Origin of the sequence: Shewanella vaxholmensis, from assembly GCF_031932135.1 — a bacterium.
In the GTDB taxonomy this organism is placed as follows: domain Bacteria; phylum Pseudomonadota; class Gammaproteobacteria; order Enterobacterales; family Shewanellaceae; genus Shewanella; species Shewanella hafniensis.
The window spans coordinates 342,877-364,150 of record NZ_JAUOEV010000002.1 but is presented as its reverse complement, the minus strand read 5'-3'; the positions used below and the strand labels follow the sequence as shown (position 1 = coordinate 364,150).

The 21,274-nt window shown below is 46.3% G+C and carries 23 protein-coding genes; 13 read left to right on the top strand and 10 right to left on the bottom strand.

Annotated features, from left to right (window positions below; all coding sequences use genetic code 11):
• Positions 1 to 877: EAL domain-containing protein (locus Q4Q46_RS03640; RefSeq protein ID WP_311905248.1), on the top strand; the 877-nt coding region annotated here is incomplete at its 5' end.
• Positions 878 to 978: 101 nt separating this feature from the next.
• Here the strand turns inward: Q4Q46_RS03640 and Q4Q46_RS03635 are convergent.
• The 4 genes from Q4Q46_RS03635 to Q4Q46_RS03620 all read right to left on the bottom strand — a co-directional run bounded on the left by Q4Q46_RS03635 (position 979) and on the right by Q4Q46_RS03620 (position 4,329).
• The gene (locus Q4Q46_RS03635; RefSeq protein ID WP_107403816.1) at positions 979 to 2,292 is read right to left on the bottom strand and encodes an ammonium transporter; all 1,314 of its coding nucleotides are present in this window, start codon (positions 2,290 to 2,292) and stop codon (positions 979 to 981) included.
• Positions 2,289 to 2,627 (bottom strand): P-II family nitrogen regulator, encoded by a 339-nt coding sequence (locus Q4Q46_RS03630; RefSeq protein WP_311905247.1) that lies wholly within the window; start codon positions 2,625 to 2,627, stop codon positions 2,289 to 2,291. The genes Q4Q46_RS03635 and Q4Q46_RS03630 overlap by 4 nt, the downstream gene beginning before the upstream one ends.
• A 351-nt stretch (positions 2,628 to 2,978) precedes the next feature.
• Positions 2,979 to 3,917: a ketopantoate reductase family protein gene (locus tag Q4Q46_RS03625; protein ID WP_311905246.1), complete on the bottom strand. Its 939-nt coding sequence runs from the start codon at positions 3,915 to 3,917 to the stop codon at positions 2,979 to 2,981.
• Between the two features lie 49 nt (positions 3,918 to 3,966).
• Positions 3,967 to 4,329 carry a VanZ family protein gene (locus Q4Q46_RS03620; protein WP_107949082.1) on the bottom strand — a complete coding sequence of 121 codons (363 nt, stop codon included), beginning with the start codon at positions 4,327 to 4,329 and terminating at the stop codon, positions 3,967 to 3,969.
• 154 nt (positions 4,330 to 4,483) lie between these two features.
• Between Q4Q46_RS03620 and Q4Q46_RS03615 the strand changes: the two genes are divergently transcribed.
• On the top strand, positions 4,484 to 4,969 hold the full coding sequence (locus Q4Q46_RS03615; protein WP_006080274.1) for a YajQ family cyclic di-GMP-binding protein: 486 nt from the start codon (positions 4,484 to 4,486) through the stop codon (positions 4,967 to 4,969).
• 120 nt (positions 4,970 to 5,089) lie between these two features.
• Here Q4Q46_RS03615 and Q4Q46_RS03610 read toward each other — a convergent pair whose 3' ends face one another.
• The 4 genes from Q4Q46_RS03610 to Q4Q46_RS03595 form a co-directional block, all read right to left on the bottom strand.
• A complete protein-coding gene (locus Q4Q46_RS03610; protein ID WP_311905245.1) occupies positions 5,090 to 6,505 on the bottom strand; it encodes an AmpG family muropeptide MFS transporter in 1,416 nt (471 codons plus the stop codon).
• A gap of 316 nt (positions 6,506 to 6,821) precedes the next feature.
• On the bottom strand, positions 6,822 to 7,142 hold the full coding sequence (locus Q4Q46_RS03605; RefSeq protein ID WP_107949078.1) for a hypothetical protein: 321 nt from the start codon (positions 7,140 to 7,142) through the stop codon (positions 6,822 to 6,824).
• Between the two features lie 73 nt (positions 7,143 to 7,215).
• Positions 7,216 to 7,800: a peptidylprolyl isomerase gene (locus Q4Q46_RS03600; RefSeq protein WP_261272263.1), complete on the bottom strand. Its 585-nt coding sequence runs from the start codon at positions 7,798 to 7,800 to the stop codon at positions 7,216 to 7,218.
• A gap of 29 nt (positions 7,801 to 7,829) precedes the next feature.
• Entirely contained in the window at positions 7,830 to 8,396 is a 567-nt protein-coding gene (locus tag Q4Q46_RS03595) for a YajG family lipoprotein (RefSeq protein WP_107949073.1), read from the bottom strand.
• A gap of 146 nt (positions 8,397 to 8,542) precedes the next feature.
• Between Q4Q46_RS03595 and Q4Q46_RS03590 the strand changes: the two genes are divergently transcribed.
• The 9 genes from Q4Q46_RS03590 to Q4Q46_RS03550 all read left to right on the top strand — a co-directional run bounded on the left by Q4Q46_RS03590 (position 8,543) and on the right by Q4Q46_RS03550 (position 17,127).
• On the top strand, positions 8,543 to 9,106 hold the full coding sequence (locus Q4Q46_RS03590; protein WP_107949071.1) for a porin family protein: 564 nt from the start codon (positions 8,543 to 8,545) through the stop codon (positions 9,104 to 9,106).
• Between the two features lie 222 nt (positions 9,107 to 9,328).
• Positions 9,329 to 10,360, top strand: a complete 1,032-nt coding sequence (locus Q4Q46_RS03585) for a DUF2804 domain-containing protein (protein ID WP_259214908.1) — start codon at positions 9,329 to 9,331, stop codon at positions 10,358 to 10,360.
• 142 nt (positions 10,361 to 10,502) lie between these two features.
• A complete protein-coding gene (locus Q4Q46_RS03580; protein ID WP_311905244.1) occupies positions 10,503 to 11,369 on the top strand; it encodes a sterol desaturase family protein in 867 nt (288 codons plus the stop codon).
• Positions 11,370 to 11,538: 169 nt separating this feature from the next.
• A complete protein-coding gene (locus Q4Q46_RS03575) occupies positions 11,539 to 12,177 on the top strand; it encodes a hypothetical protein (RefSeq protein WP_107949065.1) in 639 nt (212 codons plus the stop codon).
• 447 nt (positions 12,178 to 12,624) lie between these two features.
• Positions 12,625 to 14,016, top strand: a complete 1,392-nt coding sequence (gene mpl / locus Q4Q46_RS03570) for a UDP-N-acetylmuramate:L-alanyl-gamma-D-glutamyl-meso-diaminopimelate ligase (RefSeq protein WP_311905243.1) — start codon at positions 12,625 to 12,627, stop codon at positions 14,014 to 14,016.
• Between the two features lies 1 nt (position 14,017).
• Positions 14,018 to 14,677: a flavin prenyltransferase UbiX gene (locus tag Q4Q46_RS03565; RefSeq protein WP_006080284.1), complete on the top strand. Its 660-nt coding sequence runs from the start codon at positions 14,018 to 14,020 to the stop codon at positions 14,675 to 14,677.
• 7 nt (positions 14,678 to 14,684) lie between these two features.
• Positions 14,685 to 15,215, top strand: a complete 531-nt coding sequence (gene hpt, locus Q4Q46_RS03560; protein ID WP_011845844.1) for a hypoxanthine phosphoribosyltransferase — start codon at positions 14,685 to 14,687, stop codon at positions 15,213 to 15,215.
• A gap of 206 nt (positions 15,216 to 15,421) precedes the next feature.
• Positions 15,422 to 16,360 carry an ABC transporter ATP-binding protein gene (locus Q4Q46_RS03555; protein ID WP_259582240.1) on the top strand — a complete coding sequence of 313 codons (939 nt, stop codon included), beginning with the start codon at positions 15,422 to 15,424 and terminating at the stop codon, positions 16,358 to 16,360.
• Entirely contained in the window at positions 16,357 to 17,127 is a 771-nt protein-coding gene (locus Q4Q46_RS03550; protein ID WP_311905242.1) for an ABC transporter permease, read from the top strand. The genes Q4Q46_RS03555 and Q4Q46_RS03550 overlap by 4 nt, the downstream gene beginning before the upstream one ends.
• 186 nt (positions 17,128 to 17,313) lie before the next feature.
• Here Q4Q46_RS03550 and asnC read toward each other — a convergent pair whose 3' ends face one another.
• Together asnC and rluA are read right to left on the bottom strand one after the other, a co-directional pair.
• Positions 17,314 to 17,775 carry a transcriptional regulator AsnC gene (gene asnC, locus Q4Q46_RS03545; protein ID WP_006080290.1) on the bottom strand — a complete coding sequence of 154 codons (462 nt, stop codon included), beginning with the start codon at positions 17,773 to 17,775 and terminating at the stop codon, positions 17,314 to 17,316.
• Positions 17,776 to 17,870: 95 nt separating this feature from the next.
• Complete coding sequence (gene rluA, locus Q4Q46_RS03540; RefSeq protein ID WP_011845850.1) at positions 17,871 to 18,548, bottom strand: bifunctional tRNA pseudouridine(32) synthase/23S rRNA pseudouridine(746) synthase RluA; 678 nt, start codon at positions 18,546 to 18,548, stop codon at positions 17,871 to 17,873.
• Positions 18,549 to 18,764: 216 nt separating this feature from the next.
• Between rluA and Q4Q46_RS03535 the strand changes: the two genes are divergently transcribed.
• Together Q4Q46_RS03535 and Q4Q46_RS03530 are read left to right on the top strand one after the other, a co-directional pair.
• Complete coding sequence (locus Q4Q46_RS03535) at positions 18,765 to 20,681, top strand: peptidase U32 family protein (protein ID WP_311905241.1); 1,917 nt, start codon at positions 18,765 to 18,767, stop codon at positions 20,679 to 20,681.
• A gap of 200 nt (positions 20,682 to 20,881) precedes the next feature.
• Positions 20,882 to 21,256, top strand: a complete 375-nt coding sequence (locus Q4Q46_RS03530) for a PH domain-containing protein (protein ID WP_006084057.1) — start codon at positions 20,882 to 20,884, stop codon at positions 21,254 to 21,256.
• Positions 21,257 to 21,274: the final 18 nt, after the last annotated feature.

Here is a 21,274-nt window from a genome sequence, read left to right as displayed (position 1 = left end):
AATGTCACCTGCCTTTTTCTGGCATTTCTTTTGGATATTTTTGGCCATCTCTTTGCCCGTTAGTATAGGCTTGATTACGGGGACTATCCTATTTGTGCTCTATTCAAGGGTCACTCGTCATTCCCTCGCCGATGACATTCGCAGTGGGATAGAAAACGAAGAGTTTTTCTTAGTTTATCAGCCTGTGATTTGTGCCGAGGATGGTAAGGCCAAAGGCGTTGAAGCATTAGTGCGTTGGCAGCATCCTCAAATGGGCTTAGTGCGGCCTGATTTGTTTATTCCCATTGCCGAAGAGGGCAAGTTAATTGTCCCATTGACCAACTATATTTTTGAGCGGGCATTAAAAGATTTTGCCGATATGAAGGTCGAACCGGGCTTTAGAGTTGCGTTTAACGTGGCGCCAGAACACTTTACGCAGGATGATATCGAGTCGAAATTTATTCATCTGCGGGATTCCCTGGAGCGTATTGGCGTTAAGCCCTTGATTGAAATCACCGAACGGCAATTGTTAACGCCGGATATTTGCCAGTGTATTGAAAGCTTGCGACAGTTAGGAATTCTTGTGGCAATCGATGACTTTGGTACTGGGCAAACCACTTTATCCCTGCTGCAAACGATGCCGTTAGACTATCTGAAAATTGATAAATGCTTTATCGATACCATAGGGCAAGATTCTGTCACTTCCCATGTGCTTGATACTATTATTGAACTTTCCCATAAGATGAATTATGTCGTGGTGGCAGAAGGGGTTGAGACGCAGGAGCAGGCGGATTATTTAACCAGTCGCCAAGTGCATTTTTTACAAGGATATCTTTTTGCTAAGCCGATGAAGCTGGCTGATTTAAAGTTATGGTTAGTCGAGCATTTTAAACGTTAGCATCATCAAACTTGTCAGCAATAAGGGCACTTAGGTGCCCTTATTGCTGCTCAGGCGTTATAGCTCAAGTTGTAGCCTAAAGCGTTTAAAGACTATAGCGTTTAAAGACTATAACCAGTTTCTTCGTGTTCCGATAAATCTAAGCCGTTTACTTCTTGCTCAGTGCTGACACGCAGGCCGCCAAGTAGCTTGCGGATTATCACAAAGAGTAACCAAGTGACGACTGCTGTATAAGTGAATGTTGCCGCGACCCCGATAATCTGCACCCCAAGTTGGTCTATCATGGTTTCGTTCACGGCCGCAAAACCGTAGCCGCTGAAGACGCCTAATTGGGTCGAGCTAAACACGCCGGCTAAAAGGGTTCCGAGAATGCCGCCGACCCCGTGCACGGGGAAAACGTCTAAGGAGTCATCGATCTTTAGTTTCTGTTTGATATAGACCGTTGAGTAAAAACACACGATCCCGCCGAGTAAACCAATCACTAAGGCACCCGCAGGGCCAACATAACCAGACGCCGGAGTAATAGTGCCTAAGCCTGCTACCATGCCAGTGACTATGCCAAGGGCGCTGGGTTTGCCAAATTTAATCCACTCAATTGCTGCCCAAGTCATCGCGCCCATAGAAGCGGCGAGATGAGTTGCTAGAATCGCCATGGCTGCAGTGCCATTGGCGCCAAGCGCGCTACCACCATTAAAACCGAACCAACCGACCCACAGCATGCCCGCACCTGTGACTGTCATGGTGAGGTTGTGTGGCATAATCGCTGAGTTTAAAAATCCCTTGCGCGGACCTAGTACTTTAGCGGCCACGAGCGCTGCAACCCCGGCGGTAATATGTACTACGGTTCCGCCCGCGAAATCATACAGTCCTAGCTGGGCTAACCAGCCACCGCCCCACACCCAGTGGGTGATCGGCGCATAAACCAATAATAACCAAGCTCCAGAAAAGATGAGCACGGCCGAAAATTTCATTCGCTCGGCAAAGCCACCGATGATCAGTGCCGGCGTGATGATGGCAAAGGTCATTTGAAATAGCATAAACAGGGGCTCAGGAATATCCCCACTGAGACTATCGCGGCCAATTCCTGACAGTAATGCTTTACCCAAGCCACCGATAAAACTATTGCCCGCATCGAAGGCGAGTGAATATCCTATGGCAAACCATAAAACTGAGACAAGGGCGGCGATAGAGAAGCATTGCATCAATATCGAGAGCACGTTTTTACTGCGTACTAAACCGCCGTAAAATAAGGCTAATCCGGGTAAGGTCATCAACAACACCAGCGCGGATGAGCTTAAGATCCACGCGGTATTTGCGGCGCTGAACTGACCCTCATCGGCGACAGCATTAGTCGCCAACATACTGAATAATATCAATAGATATTTAAAACTGAGTCTGAAGTTCGCTAGCATCATAGGGCATCCACTCCTTCTTCCGAAGTGCGAATGCGCACGACTTGTAGGAGTTCGGTCACAAAGATTTTGCCATCGCCCACTTTGCCTGTATGGGCAGCGGCAATAATGGCTTCGATAACGGCTTCTTCTTGATCGGAGTGAATGGCGACTTCGAGCTTCATCTTAGGCAAAAAGTCCACTGCGTATTCGGCGCCACGATACAATTCCGTATGGCCCTTTTGGCGGCCAAAGCCGCGCACTTCAGTGACTGTCATGCCATGGACGTTGAGCTGAGTTAAGGCTTCACGTACATCGTCTAATTTGAACGGTTTAATGATTGCAGTGACCAGTTTCAATTTTCTCTCCAACAAACTTCAGGCTCAATTTATTGGAATAAAGCAGGAATCAGGCCATATAAACAAAGCATTTATTATCATTGTGTTAACATTCAGTCGCACCGAAATTGCATGAAAGATTGATGCAAAACGGTGCAAGACAGAATTTAATCGCCCTGAATTGGTGCGTTTTATTGGTGCAAGCTAAGTGTTGCTGACAAGTATCAGTGCAGATAGTGTTGAGTGGATATAGAGCGAGGGGAGTCAGCGTTTTAATGCGCTGTATGAATGTGAGAAATTAACGCGTGATTTACAGATTACTTTTATTAAACAGCAGATTAAGCTTAGGTTGACTAGGCAAGTTTTCATCGCTTAAACGGCTAACTGTTTGACTCGCGCCCAAAGCTCGGCATTGACTGGCGCACTTAAACCGTGCGCTTGTGCACGCTCACAGATATAGCCGTTAATTTGGTCTATCTCGGTTCGCCTTTGATGTGCAATATCTTGGTGCATCGACGAGAAGTTCCCCGCAGTGAGGCGGATCACTTGGTAGACCCTGTCGTGCAAAAATGATTTATCAAGCGACACGCCATCATGTGCGGCAACCATGACCAACTCATCGAGAATACCCTTAATCATTTCACTGAAATCTGGATCAGCTAGTTTGCCATTGGGGCATTGATATAGCGCCGTGAGCGGATTGATGGCGGCATTGACTGCGAGTTTTTGCCACAGGCAAGGCACAATCGCATCGATCCATTCACTGCTCGGAATGGCAGCCAGCAAAGCGTTGCGATAATGCTCCGTCAGTTCAGTGCCTGTGAAATGCCCCAGCTGAGTCAGCCCTTGTCCGGTTTGCTTAATCTGCCAATGGGCTTGACGTAACACCCCTTGGGAAGTTGTCCCTAAGCTTAGCCCTCTGCCATTAGCTTGTGCATCAATGAGCGGTGCCAGTGCTAAATGAGGTCCCATGCCATTGTGTAATAACAAAATATGACATTGATTAGGCAGTTGCTTGAGTAAGGGAGAAAGCGCATCAAGCACTTGATAGGCTTTAACGCAGACAATCACCAGACGGATATTGTCGAGCGCATCGGCAGTTAAGATAGGCACCGAATACGGGATAGCGTGTATCTGCTGTTGCTTGTCATCGGCAGACGCTAATGGGGTGAAATTCAGAACCTGCTGGCTAGCTTCGAGGGCACTACGGCCGATAAAACCGACATTCATGCCCGCAACTGTTAATTGGCGACAGATCAGTTGTCCAACGGCACCTGCACCTAAAATGGCAATATCCACAGCATGAGTCATATTCGCAGCCTTAAGATTTCTGTATCAGCGCCCATGTATTGCGTTCGAACTAATCTTCCCGCAACTGAGCCGCACGAAAGTATTTGCCATAGGCCCAATTACAAAAGTAGAACAGCGCTATGCCCGCAAAGTCGGCGATAACATCCGCCACAGAGGCGCTTCGATAGGGTAAACGCGATTGCACTAGCTCAATTAAAATGGCATAGCTTGCCAATGTGAGCGATAGCCAATACCACTTAGGTCTGAAAGCGAGATAGGAGAGATAGGAGAGGCAAAAAAAGCTCCCAAGATGGCCAACCTTGTCGATATTCGGAATACTTTGCGAATAGGTTGGTCTGGAAAATACCAGATAACTGATCACGACAAAGGCTACGGCTAAAGCCAGCTTAAATAGGGTATTTTTAGTTATCACAAATATGTTTGCATTAGCTTAGAGTGGCCCAATGATAGGAAAATCCACCACTAAAGTCATCCATGATTACGCTTTATTCTAGGCTTTGCCTTCAACTTAGGCCTGTGTGTGGGTAAACTAGCTGCATATTAATTTGATATGGGACATAAAAACTATGCCTTCAATGGATATTGTGTCAGAAGTGAATGAAGTTGAACTGCGCAATGCGGTTGATAATACCAAACGTGAGCTGGCGACCCGTTTCGATTTTCGCGGTAAAACGGCTGACGTGGAATATAAGGACCATGTGGTCACGTTAACCGCTGAAGATGACTTCCAATGCCAACAATTAGTGGACATTTTACGTATGCAACTGAGCAAACGTAATGTGGATCCGTCTTCGATGGAAGTCGATGAGAAAGCCATCCACAGCGGTAAAACCTTCTCCCTCAAAGTGAAGTTTAAAGAAGGTATCGAAACCTTAATCGCTAAAAAACTGGTCAAGCTAATTAAAGACAGCAAACTTAAAGTGCAAGCGTCTATTCAGGGCGAAAAAGTACGAGTCACAGGTAAAAAACGTGATGATTTACAAGCTGTCATGGCATTGGCACGCGAGTCTGAGTTAGGCCAGCCCTTCCAATTTGATAACTTTAAAGATTAATCGAGCAAAATTGCTTTAACGTGATGCAGTATCGCGTTTGCCATTTCGTCTTTAAATGTAAAAGCCCTCACACTAAGGTGTGAGGGCTTTTTTTATTGATATCCTAAGTGTTTTAAGATTTTAATCCGAGTTTGCTGCTGTATCTTTTGACGTACCATCAGTTAACGATTTGCTGGGGTGCGGCGCATACTTGTTAACTAAGATAACCAAAAACAGCACAGGAAACCCAATAACACTGGCGGCGACAAAGAAGTTCACATAGCCAAATGCGTCGACATAAGCCCCCGAGAAGCCCGCGATAAACTTAGGGAACAGCAACATAATCGAAGACAGTAAGGCATATTGCGTTGCACTGTAGCCGCTGCTGGTGAGACTCGATAGATAGGCGATAAAAGCCGCCGTGGCGATTCCTGCGCTAAAGTTGTCTACGGAAATGGCAAAGGTTAAAAAGGGCACGTTGTAGCCAATCACCGCCTGCCACGCGAATAAAAGATTGGTTACGGCAACCAACAAAGCGCCAAGGAAAAGGATCTTCATCGTGCCATAACGCGCTAACAAAACACCGCCGAATGCTGCGCCGACTAAGGTCATGATCAGGCCATAGATCTTACTCAAATAGGCAATTTCTTCTTTAGTGAAGCCCATATCCACATAAAAGACGTTCGCCATAATGCCCATCACAATATCCGAGATCCGGTAGCAAGAAATCAGCAATAGGATGAGGATAGCGCTGCGGCCATAGCGTTTGAAAAAATCAATAAAAGGCAAAATACTGGCCGTGTAAACCCAAGACATGCCAGCGGCGATAACGCTTGGATAAGTGGCGCTTAAACGTTGTTTTAGCGCTAATTCGGTGGCATCGGCGGCGCGGGTATCGACTTTGGGCTCTCGGCTAAAAAGCGTGGTCAAAATCCCCACCGACATCAAGCCCGCCATAATCAGGTAAGAGGTTTGCCAGGCCACTAAGTTGTATGCTGTGTTACCGGGTTCGACCCAAGCCGCTATCGTGAGCGCACCTGCGGTGGCGACTATCATGGCGCTGCGGTAACCCACTTGATAGGCGGCGGCTAATGCGGCTTGCATCTTTTCTGGGGCGGATTCAATTCGAAAGGCATCAATCACAATATCTTGGGTGGCGGAAGCAAAGGCGACCATTAATGCGAATAGCGCTAAGCGTTCGAGATCCTTGAGCGGATCGCTGAATGACATACCTAAGATAGCGCCGACCAATAACAACTGAGCGAACAGCATCCAGCTACGGCGGCGGCCAAGAAAGCGAGTTAGCAGTGGTAGCGAGAGTCGATCGACTAAGGGCGACCAAGCCCATTTAAACGCATAGGCCAAGGCTATCCAGCTGAAATAACCGATTGAAGTGCGATCAACACCGGCTTCACGCAACCAAAAGGATAGCGTTGAAAATACCAACATTAATGGTAGGCCGGCGGAAAAACCCAGTAATAACAGGATCAAAACCCGCTTATGATAATAGACACTGAGTGCATCGAGTGTACGTTGAATAAAACCTGTTGCGGACATAGGTATGAGTCTAGGTATTTAATCCGCCTAGCTTACGGGTAAGGTGCCATAGGGTTCAAGGGCTAATGGCATTCCTTTTATATTGAGCTCTCGTTTTGGCGCATTTTGGTGATTGAATATGGCTTAAGCGTTAATCTTCTGTTGCTAAGCGTGAGCCGCGGGTTTATATCGTCAGCGTTAAGCGTCAGGATTAATCATCGGGATTGATTGCCTGTATGAATAGAAAAGATGACAAAAATGAAGGGGGAGGAATCAATTACGCGATATAAAAAGGCCCTGATAACAGGGCCATTTTCTATTGATAGGCATGCAGAACTTAAGGTCTTATCCCAACGCATCCCTGTGGCACTCGGCCGCCTAAACTCAGAAAGTCACAGCAATCATTTACTTGCTTACGCAGATATTGATTACCGCGGATCACACAGTCAGGCCACCTGTTAAAGCTGTGAAGCAAGTGCCAAAACACTTTTTCAGTTTCCGTTTGCGCTTCGCCAGTCGAATTCAATTGCTGCCATTCTTCTAACGTGTCCCATAAGTAAAGTTGCACTTCATGGAAGTCGAGTTCTTCACTCAAAAACGCTTTTCCATAAAAGGCGAGTTGGGGCGCTTTATTATCGATGAACTCAGTTGCTGTCATCGTTTGCCTCCTTTCTGTTTGCTATCACAGTATAGATGCAAAATTAGCGCTTTTGCTCGAAAATATTTTTGGATTACTGTTTTGGTAATAATTTAGCGGTTTTCAATATGATAGGTGTCACAGGAACATCGGGCCAATTGAGCTTAGCGTTCGTGCCTGTCTCAACGACAGCCATAGCTTCGAGGACAGTTTTACCTTCAATCACTTCACCAAATACCGCATAACCCCAACGGCGTTTGGATGGGTCGAGTTTAGTATTGTCGGCCACGTTGAAGTAGAACTGGCGTGTGGCTGAGTGCGGTTCATTTTCCCGCGCCATGGCGATAGTGCCTATGCTGTTGGTGAGCCCATTCCCCGATTCGTTGACTATCGGTTTGCCGTCTGGCAGCTCTTCATACTTAGGGGTGAGTCCACCGCCTTGCACCACAAAGTCACTGATCACACGGTGAAATATCGTGTTGTCGTATTCGCCTTTGACGACATAAGTTAAAAAGTTATCGACAGTGATAGGTGCGCGTGTTCTATCTAGTTCGATCACTATTTTGCCTAAGCTAGTGTCAAACTCGACTCTGGGATACAAGGTATCGGCCTGAATGTCGAGTGCGAAGCTATTGTGACTCATAAAGAGAAATAAGAGGGCTGATATCCAACGGAGCATATTGATTTCCTTATAATAAACTGACGCTGTTATTGTTGTAGAAACTGATTAAGCTCAGGATCATTGAGAATTTCGCCTGTGAGTTGGCCGAGTAATTTATTCATATCCAGCTCCAAGGTCGCAAAATCGGGTGTTAAAGGGCCTTTCAAGGTGCCTTTTGCCTTATAACGTTTAACCAGTTCTTGGGTTGAGTTTTTGGCTTGCACTGCGATTAATACACTGTGTTTTGCCTCATAGCCAAAAGTCTTTTTAGTGACATCCATTTGCAATTCTTCTAATTGAATTTGCACTGAATTGGTTGCACTAGGATCGATTTGATAACCGGCTTGGTTAAAGCCTGCGCGGAACACTTCATCGAGCAGCAACTTAGGCGGTTCACTTGGGCCGACCAAACGTGTTTTTGTCCCTTCTTCAATAAAACGAGCAACATAATCGACGGTGCGCGTATCGACGGTTTCAAGAGAGATAGGTACAGATTGCGCCGTTTGTTGACTGATATTGGGCACTTGGGGACTGAAAGCCATATGAGTCGGGTTTTGGCTGGCACAGCCCGCAAACAGCAGGGGAAAAGTCAAAGTCAGTAATAGCCGTTTCATGGGATCTCTCGTACAAGTAAAAGTGGCTACAGCATACCAGAAATCACTTTTGATGCCACAGAACACCTCGATTCAGTTGGAGTACAGCTTACAGTGATAACATCCAGTGTTCACTATGGGTTAGTTCATTTCATCTGGAGCAAAACATGTCAAAACTGTCGTTAATTTCGATTGTTGTGGGTCTGACAATGGCGTCAAGCATCATTAGCACCAATGCATTCGCGGGGGATTCCGCCCATATACTCGGCGGCAGTTTAGGCTACGGTACTCAAGAATTTGAAACCAACAGCGGTAAATATGATGCAGGTGATACCTTCACCAGTGACTTGTATTATCGCTTTATGCTTAATGAGCATTTTGGTTTTGAAGCGGGGTATTTAACGGGGACGGGTGGAGTGGCGAGTGCACTTATTAGTGGTATCAGTGAAATCAAAGATTTACATTACCAAGGTATCAGAACCACTGCTTATGGCGAATATGCGTTGTCTCGTGGTAATAGTCTGTACGCCAAGCTCGGCGCCGCTTATACCAAAGTGAGTTATGAGATGGATAAGCAAGAGATGGATTCGGATGATGTAGGATTTTACGGCGCTGTAGGTTGGCAATATCGTTTTCGCTCTGGCTTTGGACTCAATCTTGAGTACCAATATGTGCCAATGAAAGAGTTAGAGCTGCAAGGGGTCAACTTTGGCGTGAGTTATCGATTCTAACTCGCAAATATTATCAATTAGCCTCAATTAAGCGCCCTTGGCGCTTTTTTCGTTTTAGAACCTTGGATATTAGAGCTGTAAACAGAATACTCGCCCGCAACAAAGTGACAACATTTTAGCCTTGCACTCTTTTAATGCAAAGGGGGACAGGTTAGAGTAAAAATTCGATGTTTAGAATGAGAGAGCACAAATGCTCCCGCGTCCTTTCTGTAAGGCTTAGTCATGTTAACGATAGCAACGCAAATCGCCCCAGATAGCCTGATCAATCCGAAGGGGTTACCCCATTTCGGCCATTTCGATGGCATAGTCAAAACCTTAGGTTTAGCGGACTTTGCTTATTTCGATACTATGGATAAACCCGCTTCAGCGTGGGCCAAGCATTTCGATTATAAACAGTTTCAGTTTGTCTCTTTGGTCACACCACGTTATGTCCTTGGTATCGCACTCGCCGATATTGCTTACGTCGGCAGTGCGTTTTGTTATTTATACGACATAAAAACCAACACTCTCACCCAGCTTGATTGGCTAAAACCTTTAAGATTTGGCTATCAGATGACGCCATCGCCCGCTGAGGGTAAAAGTCGTATTGGCCGTAAAGGAGCGCAGTTAAGCTTTGAGATTGTAGAGGGCGGTTGGCGGTTAATCATTGATACTAAAAATATTCAAGCCGATGTGACTTTGCACTCAGCACCCTTAAGTTTGCCTATGGCCATGTGTAGTCCTACTGGATACAACGGTTGGACTTACACACAGAAACATAATGGTTTGACGGTTAAAGGTAGTTTGACTGTAGCCCATGAGCCGCAGCCGCTGAATCACGCTTTAGCTGGTTATGATTTTTCGGCGGGTTACATGCGCCGCGATACCAGTTGGCGCTGGGCGTCGATCAACGCGCGGATCCATGAGGGCATTATGGGGCTTAATTTAGCCGCGGGCGTCAATGAAACCGGCGCTACTGAAAATGTCTTCTGGATTAATGGCGAGCGTCATTTACTCGGACCAGTGCAATTTGAGTTTGATCGACATGCCACGCTCGGCGCCGAGGTTTGGCGAGTCTACAGTCAAAATGGCCAAGTGGATTTACAGTTTGCGGCGCGCAATTGTCGCAGTGAAAAGCGTAACTTGCTCTTGCTTAAGAGTAATTTCCGCCAATTCATCGGTCATTTCAGCGGCACGATTATCGATAATCAAGGGCGCAGTTACCAGTTGAATAATGTGCTGGGACTTGCCGAAGATCACTATGCCCGCTGGTAACCGTATGCGGGTCGTCAAATGCGACTAATCGACCACTGTTGCCTGTGTTGTGGCGTTTAATGCGGTTTATAACACTCGCTCAGAATTGATGTAAAAACACTAAAAATAATCATAAAACAACAAGAAAACAGGACGACCTTATATGGATATCGCCTCGCTGATCCAGCACCCCGAAGTGTTACTGCTCGTACTCGCGCCGTTGTTTTTCGTGTGTATTTTACTGGAATGGTATTTTGGCGATAAAAGACAAAAACTACCTTTGAGTGCACGTTATCGCGGCCAAGAAGTGCTGTGTAATTTCAGCCTCGCGGCCATGCATCAAGGCGCTGATCTGCTCACTGGCTTGTTGATCGCTAAGCTGTATCTAGCGGTGTTTGGTTGGAAGTTATTCGATATTGAAATGGGCCCATTAAGCTTTATTGCCTTGATGGTTGCGCAGGACTTTTGTTATTACTGGTTCCACAGGGCGAGCCACAGAGTGCGCTGGATGTGGGCGGCTCACGTGGTGCACCATAGCTCTGAGAATATGAATTTTAGTACGGCTTTTCGTCAGAGTTTAATGTATCCATTGGCGGGAATGTGGGTATTTTGGTTACCGCTGGTGGTCATAGGTTTCGATCCAAACTGGGTGGTGTTTGTGGTATTACTCAATCTGGGATTGCAATTTTTTGTGCATACCCAAGCGATTAAATCACTCGGACCGTTGGAATGGGTTTTCAATACACCGTCACATCACAGGGTGCACCACGGTCGTAATCCCCAATATATAGATAAAAACTATGCGGGTGTGCTGATTATTTGGGACAAGCTGTTTGGCACTTTTGAGCCCGAGGTAGAGACTGTGATTTACGGTATCACTAAGCCTGTGAATAGTTTTAATCCCCTTAAAGTGACGTTTAGCGAATGGCGAGACATGTTTGCTGAGGTCACCGCGACAGGCTTGAGTGTTAAACAACGACTACGTATCTTGTTTGCTCCGCCTTCTAGCAGTTTAAAAAGCGAGGAATAACTATCCACTGCATTTTCCAAGTTAAATAGCGCAAATGGCTAATAGAGTCTTGAATTTAGCCTTGCTAGCCTATATTCCGTTTTTTGCCACTGTTTTGGTGTAAAAATGTACAATCCCATACTTTGGTGGTACTTTTTGGGATAAGGAATTTAACTTGGGAGGACGTATCATGATGGATGAACCTCGATTATCCGCGGAGGAGCTTGCTTGTTTTAGTGAACTTTTTTCGCCGACTCGTGTGGGCACTGCCTTGACCAACGATCCCCTAGTCAATCATGTACTCACAGTCACAACTGAAGTGCCGCAAGTTATCGCTTCGATTTTGGGTAAGGCAAAACTCACGTTATTGGCCGAAGTCGGGCCCTATAAACTCTGGTTTCCGCTACTGATGAAAGTGGATGACTTTGGACAGTTTCAACCTACTTTAGGTGTGCCTGAAGTGCTCGATGCCTCGGGAGTGGAACGCAGTTGGCGGTTAACCCAAGCCGATGACGTGTGGATATTCGACCACGACCAAGGTGAGCAATGGTCTGTTGTCTCGTTATCCAGTTCTGGTATGGCTATTCGCGCTAAATCACAGCAGCAATTTAAGCAATTGCTAGGCAGTAAAGAGCTGCAATTACAATTGCCTAATGGCGAGACTTTACGTATCGATATTGAGCCTATCCGTAGTGAGAAAGGTTTGGCCTTTGTTAAGTTTCAGGCCGAAACCGAAGAACGTGAAGCGTTACGTCAATTCTTATTTAGTCGTCACCGCTCTCAGCATGCTCAACTCTATCGAGACTTACGCTATACCCAAGCAACCTGAAGATACGAGTTTCAGAGCGCCTAGGCTGCTTCAATTCAAGGCGCATCAATGACAGAATGTCGGCCACCTTTTGAATTGATGCAACACGGAAGTGAAGCACCCTAGGCGCTCCGTCCCGGCGGGTTTTAACGCACTTTATGCTGCGTTGGTTATTTTTAACTTAGCCCGCTAGGTCTGCAAATAACCGCCTTGCCTAAAGTGCGTTAAACTCCCGCTGAATCCTGCATCTTCAGGTTGTTTGGGTATAGTACCCTGCATTGCAACAGTTTTCGGCCTTGTGTTAGTTTTCCTGTTATCTAAAAATCTCAGTTCTGCAACTCGAATGTGAAATCCACGGATTTAAAAACTGTCATTTGCGATTGCAGTGCTTTTCCCCGATTGTTACCTGCCAATCTGTCGCCCGATGGATTAGAATGGCATTGAATTCAAAACATCAGAGCGAGCGGTATGCACGTACATATTTTAGGAATTTGTGGAACCTTCATGGGTGGTCTAGCGTTATTGGCTAGGGCAAAAGGGCACAGAGTGACGGGCTCGGATGCCAATGTCTATCCTCCAATGAGCACGCAACTAGAGGACCAAGGCATTGAGCTTATTCAAGGTTTTGATCCCAGCCAGCTGGGTGAAGCAGGGCATTATCCTGACTTAGTTGTCATTGGTAATGCCATGAGCCGTGGTAATCCTTGTGTGGAAGCCGTGTTGAACATTGGCATCCCTTATACCTCTGGCCCGCAGTTTTTAGCCGATCATATTTTGCCTGAGCGTTGGGTGCTGGCTGTGTCTGGCACTCACGGTAAAACCTCGACTTCTAGCATGTTAGCTTGGATTTTAGATGATTGCGGTTATGAGCCTGGATTTTTAATCGGTGGCGTACCGCAAAACTTTGGTGTGTCGGCGCGTTTAGGCAAGACGGCTTTTTTTGTGGTTGAGGCCGATGAATACGACAGTGCCTTCTTCGATAAACGTTCGAAATTCGTGCACTACCATCCGCGTACCTTAGTGATCAACAATCTTGAGTTTGATCATGCTGATATTTTTGCCGATCTGGCCGCGATTCAAAAACAGTTTAATCATTTAGTTCGCACTGTACCTGGCGAAGGAAAGATCGTTTGGCCCGCCGATTCCCATGCCGTTAAGCAAACGATTGATATGGGGTGCTGGAGCGAGCAAGAAACCTATCATTTAGCCGAATCTGCCAACGGTTGGTATGGCAAAGCCTTAAGTGATGATTGCCATCGCTTTGAAGTGTTTTTTGATGGTGAGTCCCAAGGCATTCTCGAATGGGATTTGATTGGTCAGCACAATATTGAAAACGCCATGATGGCGATTGCTGCCGCGCGTCATGTGGGCGTTAAGCCGAATGCCGCGATTGAAGCTTTAGCTAAGTTTATACCACCTAAACGTCGACTCGAATTACTCGGAACCGTTAATGGCGTGAGCGTATATGATGATTTCGCTCACCATCCAACGGCGATTGCGACCACCTTAAAAGGCATGCGGGCTAAGGTCGGTCAGAGCAAGATTACTGTAGTACTCGAGCCGCGCTCAAACACTATGAAGAGCGGTGTCCATAAGGACACTTTAGCTTTTTCTATGATGCAAGCCGACGAAGCCTTTTTATATCAAGCCGATACCATCGACTGGAATATGAAAGAAGCCATGGAAGCGGCGGTGATCCCTGTTACTGTGTTACATCAAATTGATGATGTGGTCGCCAAAGTGGCGGCAACGTCCAAGGCGGGTGACACCATAGTGGTGATGAGTAACGGTGGCTTTGGCGGGTTACATAAGAAGTTACTGGCCGCATTAGAGCTACGTTCAACTGCAGAGCAGGTTTAAGATGAGCTACACAAAGTCGACAAAAGCGATTAGCTTAGCTTGGACAGGTGCCTCGGGTGCACCCTATGGGCTTAAGTTACTCGAGTGTCTATTGGTATCGGGTTATCAAGTGTTTTTGATGATCTCCAGTGCCGCTCGGGTAGTATTAGCGACTGAACACGGCTTGCAGTTAAGCGCTAACAGCGACAAAGCCCATGCTCAACTGTTGGCTTTATTGCACGAAAAAGGCGTAATTATTACTGGCGAGTTAGTGGTATTAGGCAAAGATGAGTGGTTTTCACCGCCCGCATCGGGCAGCGCCGCACCTAAGCAAATGGTGATTTGCCCTTGCTCGACGGGGACGTTAGCGGCAGTGGCCACAGGAATGAGTAATAATTTACTTGAACGCGCCGCCGATGTGGTGATTAAAGAGCGCGGTCAACTTATTCTTGTGCCGAGGGAAACTCCTTTTAGTGCCATACACTTAGAGCATATGTTGAGCCTTTCTCGCCTCGGCGCGACCATTATGCCCGCCGCGCCCGGCTTTTATCACAATCCCAAATCGGTTGAAGATCTGGTAGACTTCATGGTCGCTCGAATTCTCGATCATTTGGGCGTTGACCATGCATTAACGAGTCGCTGGGGTTATGACAAACAGTCTAACCGCGACCTCGACAATTGAGACTTATATGAAACACACCACCGAAGTGATGATCTCTGCAGAAGAGATAAGCCAGAAATTGGATCAAATGGCCGAGCTAATCAATGCCCATTATGCCCACAGCGAACGTCTGCTGATGGTAGGCTTGTTAAAAGGCTCAGTGGTCTTTATGGCTGACCTGTGTCGCCGAATTAAAGGCCATGTTGAAATCGATTTTATGTCGGTTTCCAGTTATGGCAATGCTATGACCAGCTCACGGGATGTGAAAGTGCTGAAAGATGTGCAATCAGATATCGCCGGTCGCGATGTATTGATTGTGGAAGACTTGATTGACTCAGGTAACACCTTAAGCAAAGTGCGCGAGATGTTGTTACTGCGCGAGCCTAAGAGCCTTGCACTGTGCACCCTGCTAGATAAACCTGAACGTCGTGAAGTGGATGTGAAGGTCGATTTTATCGGTTTCACTATCCCTGATGAGTTTATCGTGGGTTATGGTATTGATTATGCAGAGCAATATCGCAATCTGCCTTACATCGCGAAAGTCGTGCCACTCGATTAAGTGTCCGATACCGTTTAAAACTCCCGCAGCAGGCGGGAGTTTTGCTTTTTACGGTTATATAAAAAATAGTATAAATAATTGAACCATTAAAGATCGGTTTTTCAATCGATTAGCTAATTTTTTGCTTTAGTTCTGCAACCCATCATTGTAATTGTGTTTTTTAGCACCATCTTATTACTTTCTAATGTGTAAGGATCGGTACAAATATGGCGAATATTACCCATGCTCTGGTACTCGAAGGGCTTAAAAAAACCTATAAAGGCGGTGTCGAAGCGGTCAAAGGCATCAGCCTCACCGTCAATCAAGGGGATTTCTTTGCCTTGCTCGGCCCCAATGGTGCGGGTAAATCCACCACGATTGGTATTATAAGCTCCTTAGTGCAGAAGAGTTCAGGTTCGGTCAAAGTCTTTGATTATGATATCGATATGCAGCTAGAACACGCCAAGCTTTGTATTGGTCTAGTGCCGCAAGAGTTTAACTTCAACCAGTTTGAAACCGTACTGCAAATTGTGGTGAATCAAGCGGGTTACTATGGTGTGCCTAAGCCTGTTGCCCTTGAGCGCGCCAAAAAATACCTAAGCCAACTGGATTTGTGGGAAAAACGTAATAGTCAGTCGCGGGAATTATCCGGCGGTATGAAGCGACGGTTAATGATCGCCCGCGCCTTGATGCACGAGCCTAAGCTTTTGATTTTAGACGAACCCACCGCAGGGGTGGATATTGAACTGCGCCGCTCTATGTGGGAGTTCCTCAAACAAATTAATCAGCAAGGCGTGACGATCATCCTGACCACCCATTACCTTGAAGAGGCTGAAATGCTTTGCCGTAATATCGGCATTATCGACAAAGGCATTTTAGTGGAATGCACTAGCATGAAGGCGCTGCTCAGTAAGCTGAATATGGAGACGTTTATTCTCGATCTGCGTCGCGATACATCAACGGCACCAGTACTCGATGGTATGACTTGTCGCTTAACTGACTCTCATACCTTAGAGGTGGATGTGGTTAAAGAGCAAAATCTCAACGATGTCTTTAGCCAATTAAGTGCGGCCAATATAGAAGTGCTATCTATGCGTAACAAGTCTAATCGCTTAGAAGAACTCTTCGTCGAACTCGTGAAGAAAACTCAGGGAGTCTCTGCATGAACCAGCTCTACTTTATCGCCTTTAAAAGCATCTTAAGCAAAGAAATCAATCGTTTTACGCGGATCTGGATCCAGACTTTAGTGCCGCCTGCGATTACCATGACCTTGTATTTCTTGATCTTTGGTAACTTAGTCGGCAGCCGAATTGGAGAGATGGGCGGCGTATCTTATATGGAGTTTATCGCCCCAGGTTTGATCATGATGTCGGTGATCACTAACTCTTACTCGAACGTGGCGAGCTCATTCTACAGTGCTAAGTTTCAGCGTAATTTAGAAGAGCTGATGGTGGCTCCTGTGCCCCATTATGTGTTGATTGCTGGCTATGTTGGTGGCGGTGTGGCGCGCGGTTTGTGTGTCGGCCTAATAGTGACGCTTGTGGCCATGTTCTTCGTCGACATAAGCTTGCATCATGCCGGTTTAGTGGTAATTACAGTGTTTTTAACCTCAGTGCTATTCTCCTTAGGTGGCTTGATTAACGCTGTTTTTGCAAAAAGTTTCGACGATATCAGTATCATCCCCACTTTTGTACTTACCCCATTAACTTACCTTGGCGGGGTATTTTACTCCCTGTCACTCTTGCCCCCTTTCTGGCAAGGCGTGTCGGCACTCAACCCTGTGGTTTATATGATCAACGTGTTTCGCTATGGCTTTTTAGGCTTCGCCGACATCAGCGTGCCATTGTCAATCGCCATTATGGTCGGTTTCTGTGTCGCACTATGGACCTTAGCGTATTATCTAGTTTCACGGGGAATTGGGTTACGTTCGTAGTATGCAATGTGTTTATAGAGCAACTGTATAAGATAAGAATGGAGCCCAAAGGCTCCTTTTTATGTCCGAGGACTTAATAGTGCATATGCTGAGGTCGCAATAGGATATTTTTAGTGGTTGCCCATGAAAATGATTCAATTCAGCATTGGAATATATTTCTGTTGTTGGCTTTAAGGATGATTTTATTTAAGGCTTAACCGCTCTGACTATTGGATTTTGTAGGCTGATTAAGGTTTCTGTTGACTGGATTTCATCGATAGATTGAATGCGATTGATGAGTACATGCTGTAAACCATCGATGGATTGGCACATTACCTTTACGAAAATACTGTAGTTGCCTGTGGTGTAATAGGCTTCGACGACTTCTTCGAGTGCATTGAGTTTGGCTATGGCGGCAGGATAATCACCAGCACTTTTAAGATTGATACCGATAAAACAGCAGACGTCATAACCTAAGGCTTTAGGATTTACTGTGATCTGCGCGCCTGTGATTATCCCCGCTTGCTTCATTTTTTCTACCCGAACATGGATAGTGCCGGCGCTCACGCTAAAGCGTTTAGCTAGCTCAGCAAAGGGCGTGCGGGCATCCTGCATTAAGGCTTCGAGGATATGATTATCGAGTTGATCGCGCTGAAATGCGGTATCCATAAATAAATTCTCTATAACGTAATGAATTGTCATAAAGTTACGTTTTTTTATGGGGAATTGCTACCGATTTTGCCCGTCTTAGTTGATTTTAGTGATCATTGTTCGCCCAAAGGCTCACAAAAAGGCACTTCTGCGCTAAAAGTCATACTGACACCCGTGTAGGGATGTTTGATGGTGAGTTCTGCCGCATGCAGTAATAGGCGAGGGGCTAAGGATTTGGCTAATGGGTCGGCGTAAAAACCATCGCCTAAGATCGGATGACCGAGCGCCATCATATGTACCCGTAATTGGTGTGAGCGGCCAGTGATTGGCGTGAGTTTCACCAGCGTTGAGCGTTTGGCGCGACTTATTACTTGGTAGTGAGTCAACGACGGTTTGCCCACAAGATGATCGACTTTCTGTTTGGGGCGATTTGGCCAGTCGCAGATCAGCGGATAATCAACGCTGCCAGTGTCATTTTTGACATGTCCAGCGACCCTTGCAAAGTAGGTTTTGCTGGTTTCTCTATCGTGGAACTGACGTTTTAATTCACGTTCGGCGCTGCGAATAAGGGCGACAACGATTACGCCTGAGGTCGCCATATCGAGGCGGTGGACGATTTGGCTATGGGGATGTTCAGCTTTTACTCGGGCATAGACACTGTCGTAATGAGCTGGGTCGCGACCGGGCACAGACAACAATCCTGAAGGTTTGTTAATGACGATGATGTCTTTATCTTGATAAAGAATATCGAGCCAAGGGGTTGTCGGTGGTTGGTATATAAAATCAGTCATAATGGGGCCTATTCGTCAATGCGCCGCAAAGATACTCTGCTAGGCTTGAGGGTGCAAGTGTGACGCCCAAAGATTGCTTGTGAGACTAAGCTTCCTGAGATAACTCAAGCACCGAAGTAAAGCGCATTAGTTGATGATTTGCTGATAGAGCTGGATTTGAGTTCTTGCTATAATTACGCTCTTTTTTGTTAATGACCCTGTTGAGCCTTTGAAGCCATGAGCCAGCCAGAGATATACACTCCCGAGAATCTTTCTCACGTCCATAACCGCCTTGAGTTATTGGCGCCTGCAAAAAATGCTGACTATGGTATCGAAGCCATACGCCATGGCGCCGATGCTGTATACATAGGGGGGCCCGCATTCGGTGCACGGGCGACGGCAGGTAACAGTGTTGAAGATATCGCGCGCCTGTGTACTTATGCTCATCAATATCATGCTCAGGTATTCGTCGCCCTCAATACTATTTTGATGGATAACGAACTGGCCGACGCCGAAAAACTCATTTGGCAACTGTACGAAGCTGGTGCCGATGCGCTGATTGTGCAGGATATGGGCGTATTGCAACTTAATTTGCCGCCGATTGCCCTGCATGCCAGTACCCAAATGGATAACCGCAGCCCTGAAAAAGTGGCGTTCTTAGAGCAAGTTGGTTTTTCTCAGGTAGTGCTCGCCCGTGAATTAGGCTTGAGCCAAATTCGTGATGTGGCCGCGCATACGAATATGCAGCTTGAATTCTTTATCCACGGCGCTCTGTGTGTGGCTTACAGTGGTTTGTGTAACTTGAGTCATTCCTTTAGTAACCGCAGTGCTAACCGCGGTGAATGCTCGCAAATGTGCCGCCTGCCTGGCAATCTTAAAACCCGTCAAGGCGATGTGTTAGCGCAGAATGAACATTTATTGTCTTTAAAAGACAATAACCAAACCGAAAACCTTGAAGCGCTCATCGATGCGGGCATTCGCTCGTTTAAGATTGAAGGTCGCTTAAAAGATTTAAGCTACGTTAAAAACGTCACCGCGCATTATCGCCAAAAGCTAGATGCGATTATGGCGCGTCGCCCTGAGTTTAAGGCTTCGTCCCACGGCCGCTGTGAACATTCCTTCATCCCAGATCCTGAAAAGACCTTTAACCGTGGCAGCACAGATTACTTTGTTAACGAACGTAGCCAAGGCATTAAAGATTTCCGTTCGCCAAAATACATAGGTGAAGAAGTCGGCAAAGTGGTCAGCATAGGCAAAGACTTTATCCAAGTGAGCTCAACCCACGAGTTTAATAACGGTGATGGCTTAGCTTTTTTCCCTGCGAATTTTGCCATGGCAAAACAATCGGATGACAAGCTGCAAGGCCTGCGGGTTAACCGTGCCGAAGGCTTAAAACTGCATATATTACAGGTGCCACGGGATTTAAAAGTCGGCATGACTTTATATCGTAACCATAACCAAGCCTTCGAAGCACTGTTATCGAAAGAATCTTCTAAGCGGATTATCGGTGTCGATTTACGTTTGAGCGACACTCAAGATGGACTAGCGCTGACCTTGACCGATATCTATGGCCTAAGCGCCACAGTGAATTTAGTGGTCGAGAAGACACCTGCGACAGATGTCGACAAGACCTTGCAAAATACCCGCACTCAGCTGGGTAAGCTCGGTAGTACCGACTTTGTTGCCCGCAGTATCAGTATCGATACGGCGCAAGCCTGGTTCTTGCCAGCGTCTGTGCTCAATGGCCTGCGTCGTGATGGCGTGGCCGCCTTAGAGGCTGCCCGTATACAAGGTTATGTGCGTCCACTGCCGTGGAAACATAATCAAGATGCAGTGTATCCCGTCAAGCATTTGAGTTACTTAGGGAACGTAGCCAACGAAAAGGCCAAGGATTTTTATCAACGTCACGGCGTGATTGAGATCCAGGATACCTATGAGAAAAACGGCGTCACCGAAGACGTGCCATTGATGATCACTAAGCATTGTCTGCGCTTTAACTTCAATCTGTGTCCGAAGGAAGTACCAGGCATCAAGGCCGATCCTATGGTGCTTGAAATCGGTAACGATGTGCTCAAGTTGGTATTCGACTGTCCTAAATGCGAAATGATGGTGGTCGGTGAAAACCGTCAAGTGCGAGGCCAGAAACACCTTTAACACTTGTCATTAGGAGCATTGCCCAGTGCAATGCTCCTAACACCCATTTAGCTAGCATCAGCGCGCCTACGTCTGCCTACCTATCACTGATGTTGTTCTCACCATAGTTACTCCCATATTTTCATCAAAGCCCGATATTGCACATGCGACGATCAGCGGATATCTTATTGAAAATAATATCAATAATAAGGGATGTTAAAATGGGATTGTTAGACGGTTTACTCGGTAATGCTTCTGAGGTTGATTTACAGGAATTAGCCGAGGAATTAAGGCCCATCATGGGCATTCAAGAAGAATTAAAACTCGCCTACAAAGTGATCCGCGATTTATTTATTTTCACCAATAAACGTCTGATCTTAATTGATAAGCAGGGGCTTACTGGCAAGAAGGTTACTTACCATTCCATACCGTATAAATCCATTACCCATTTTGAGGTGGAAACCACAGGCCATTTTGATATGGATGCCGAGCTCAAAATCTGGATCTCAGGCCAGAGTGAGCCTTTAGTCAAAGAACTCAAACGTGGCACGGATGTCGTCGGTATTCAAAAGACTATCGCCACTTTTGCACTTTAGTTTTTTAGCAGAGTAAAT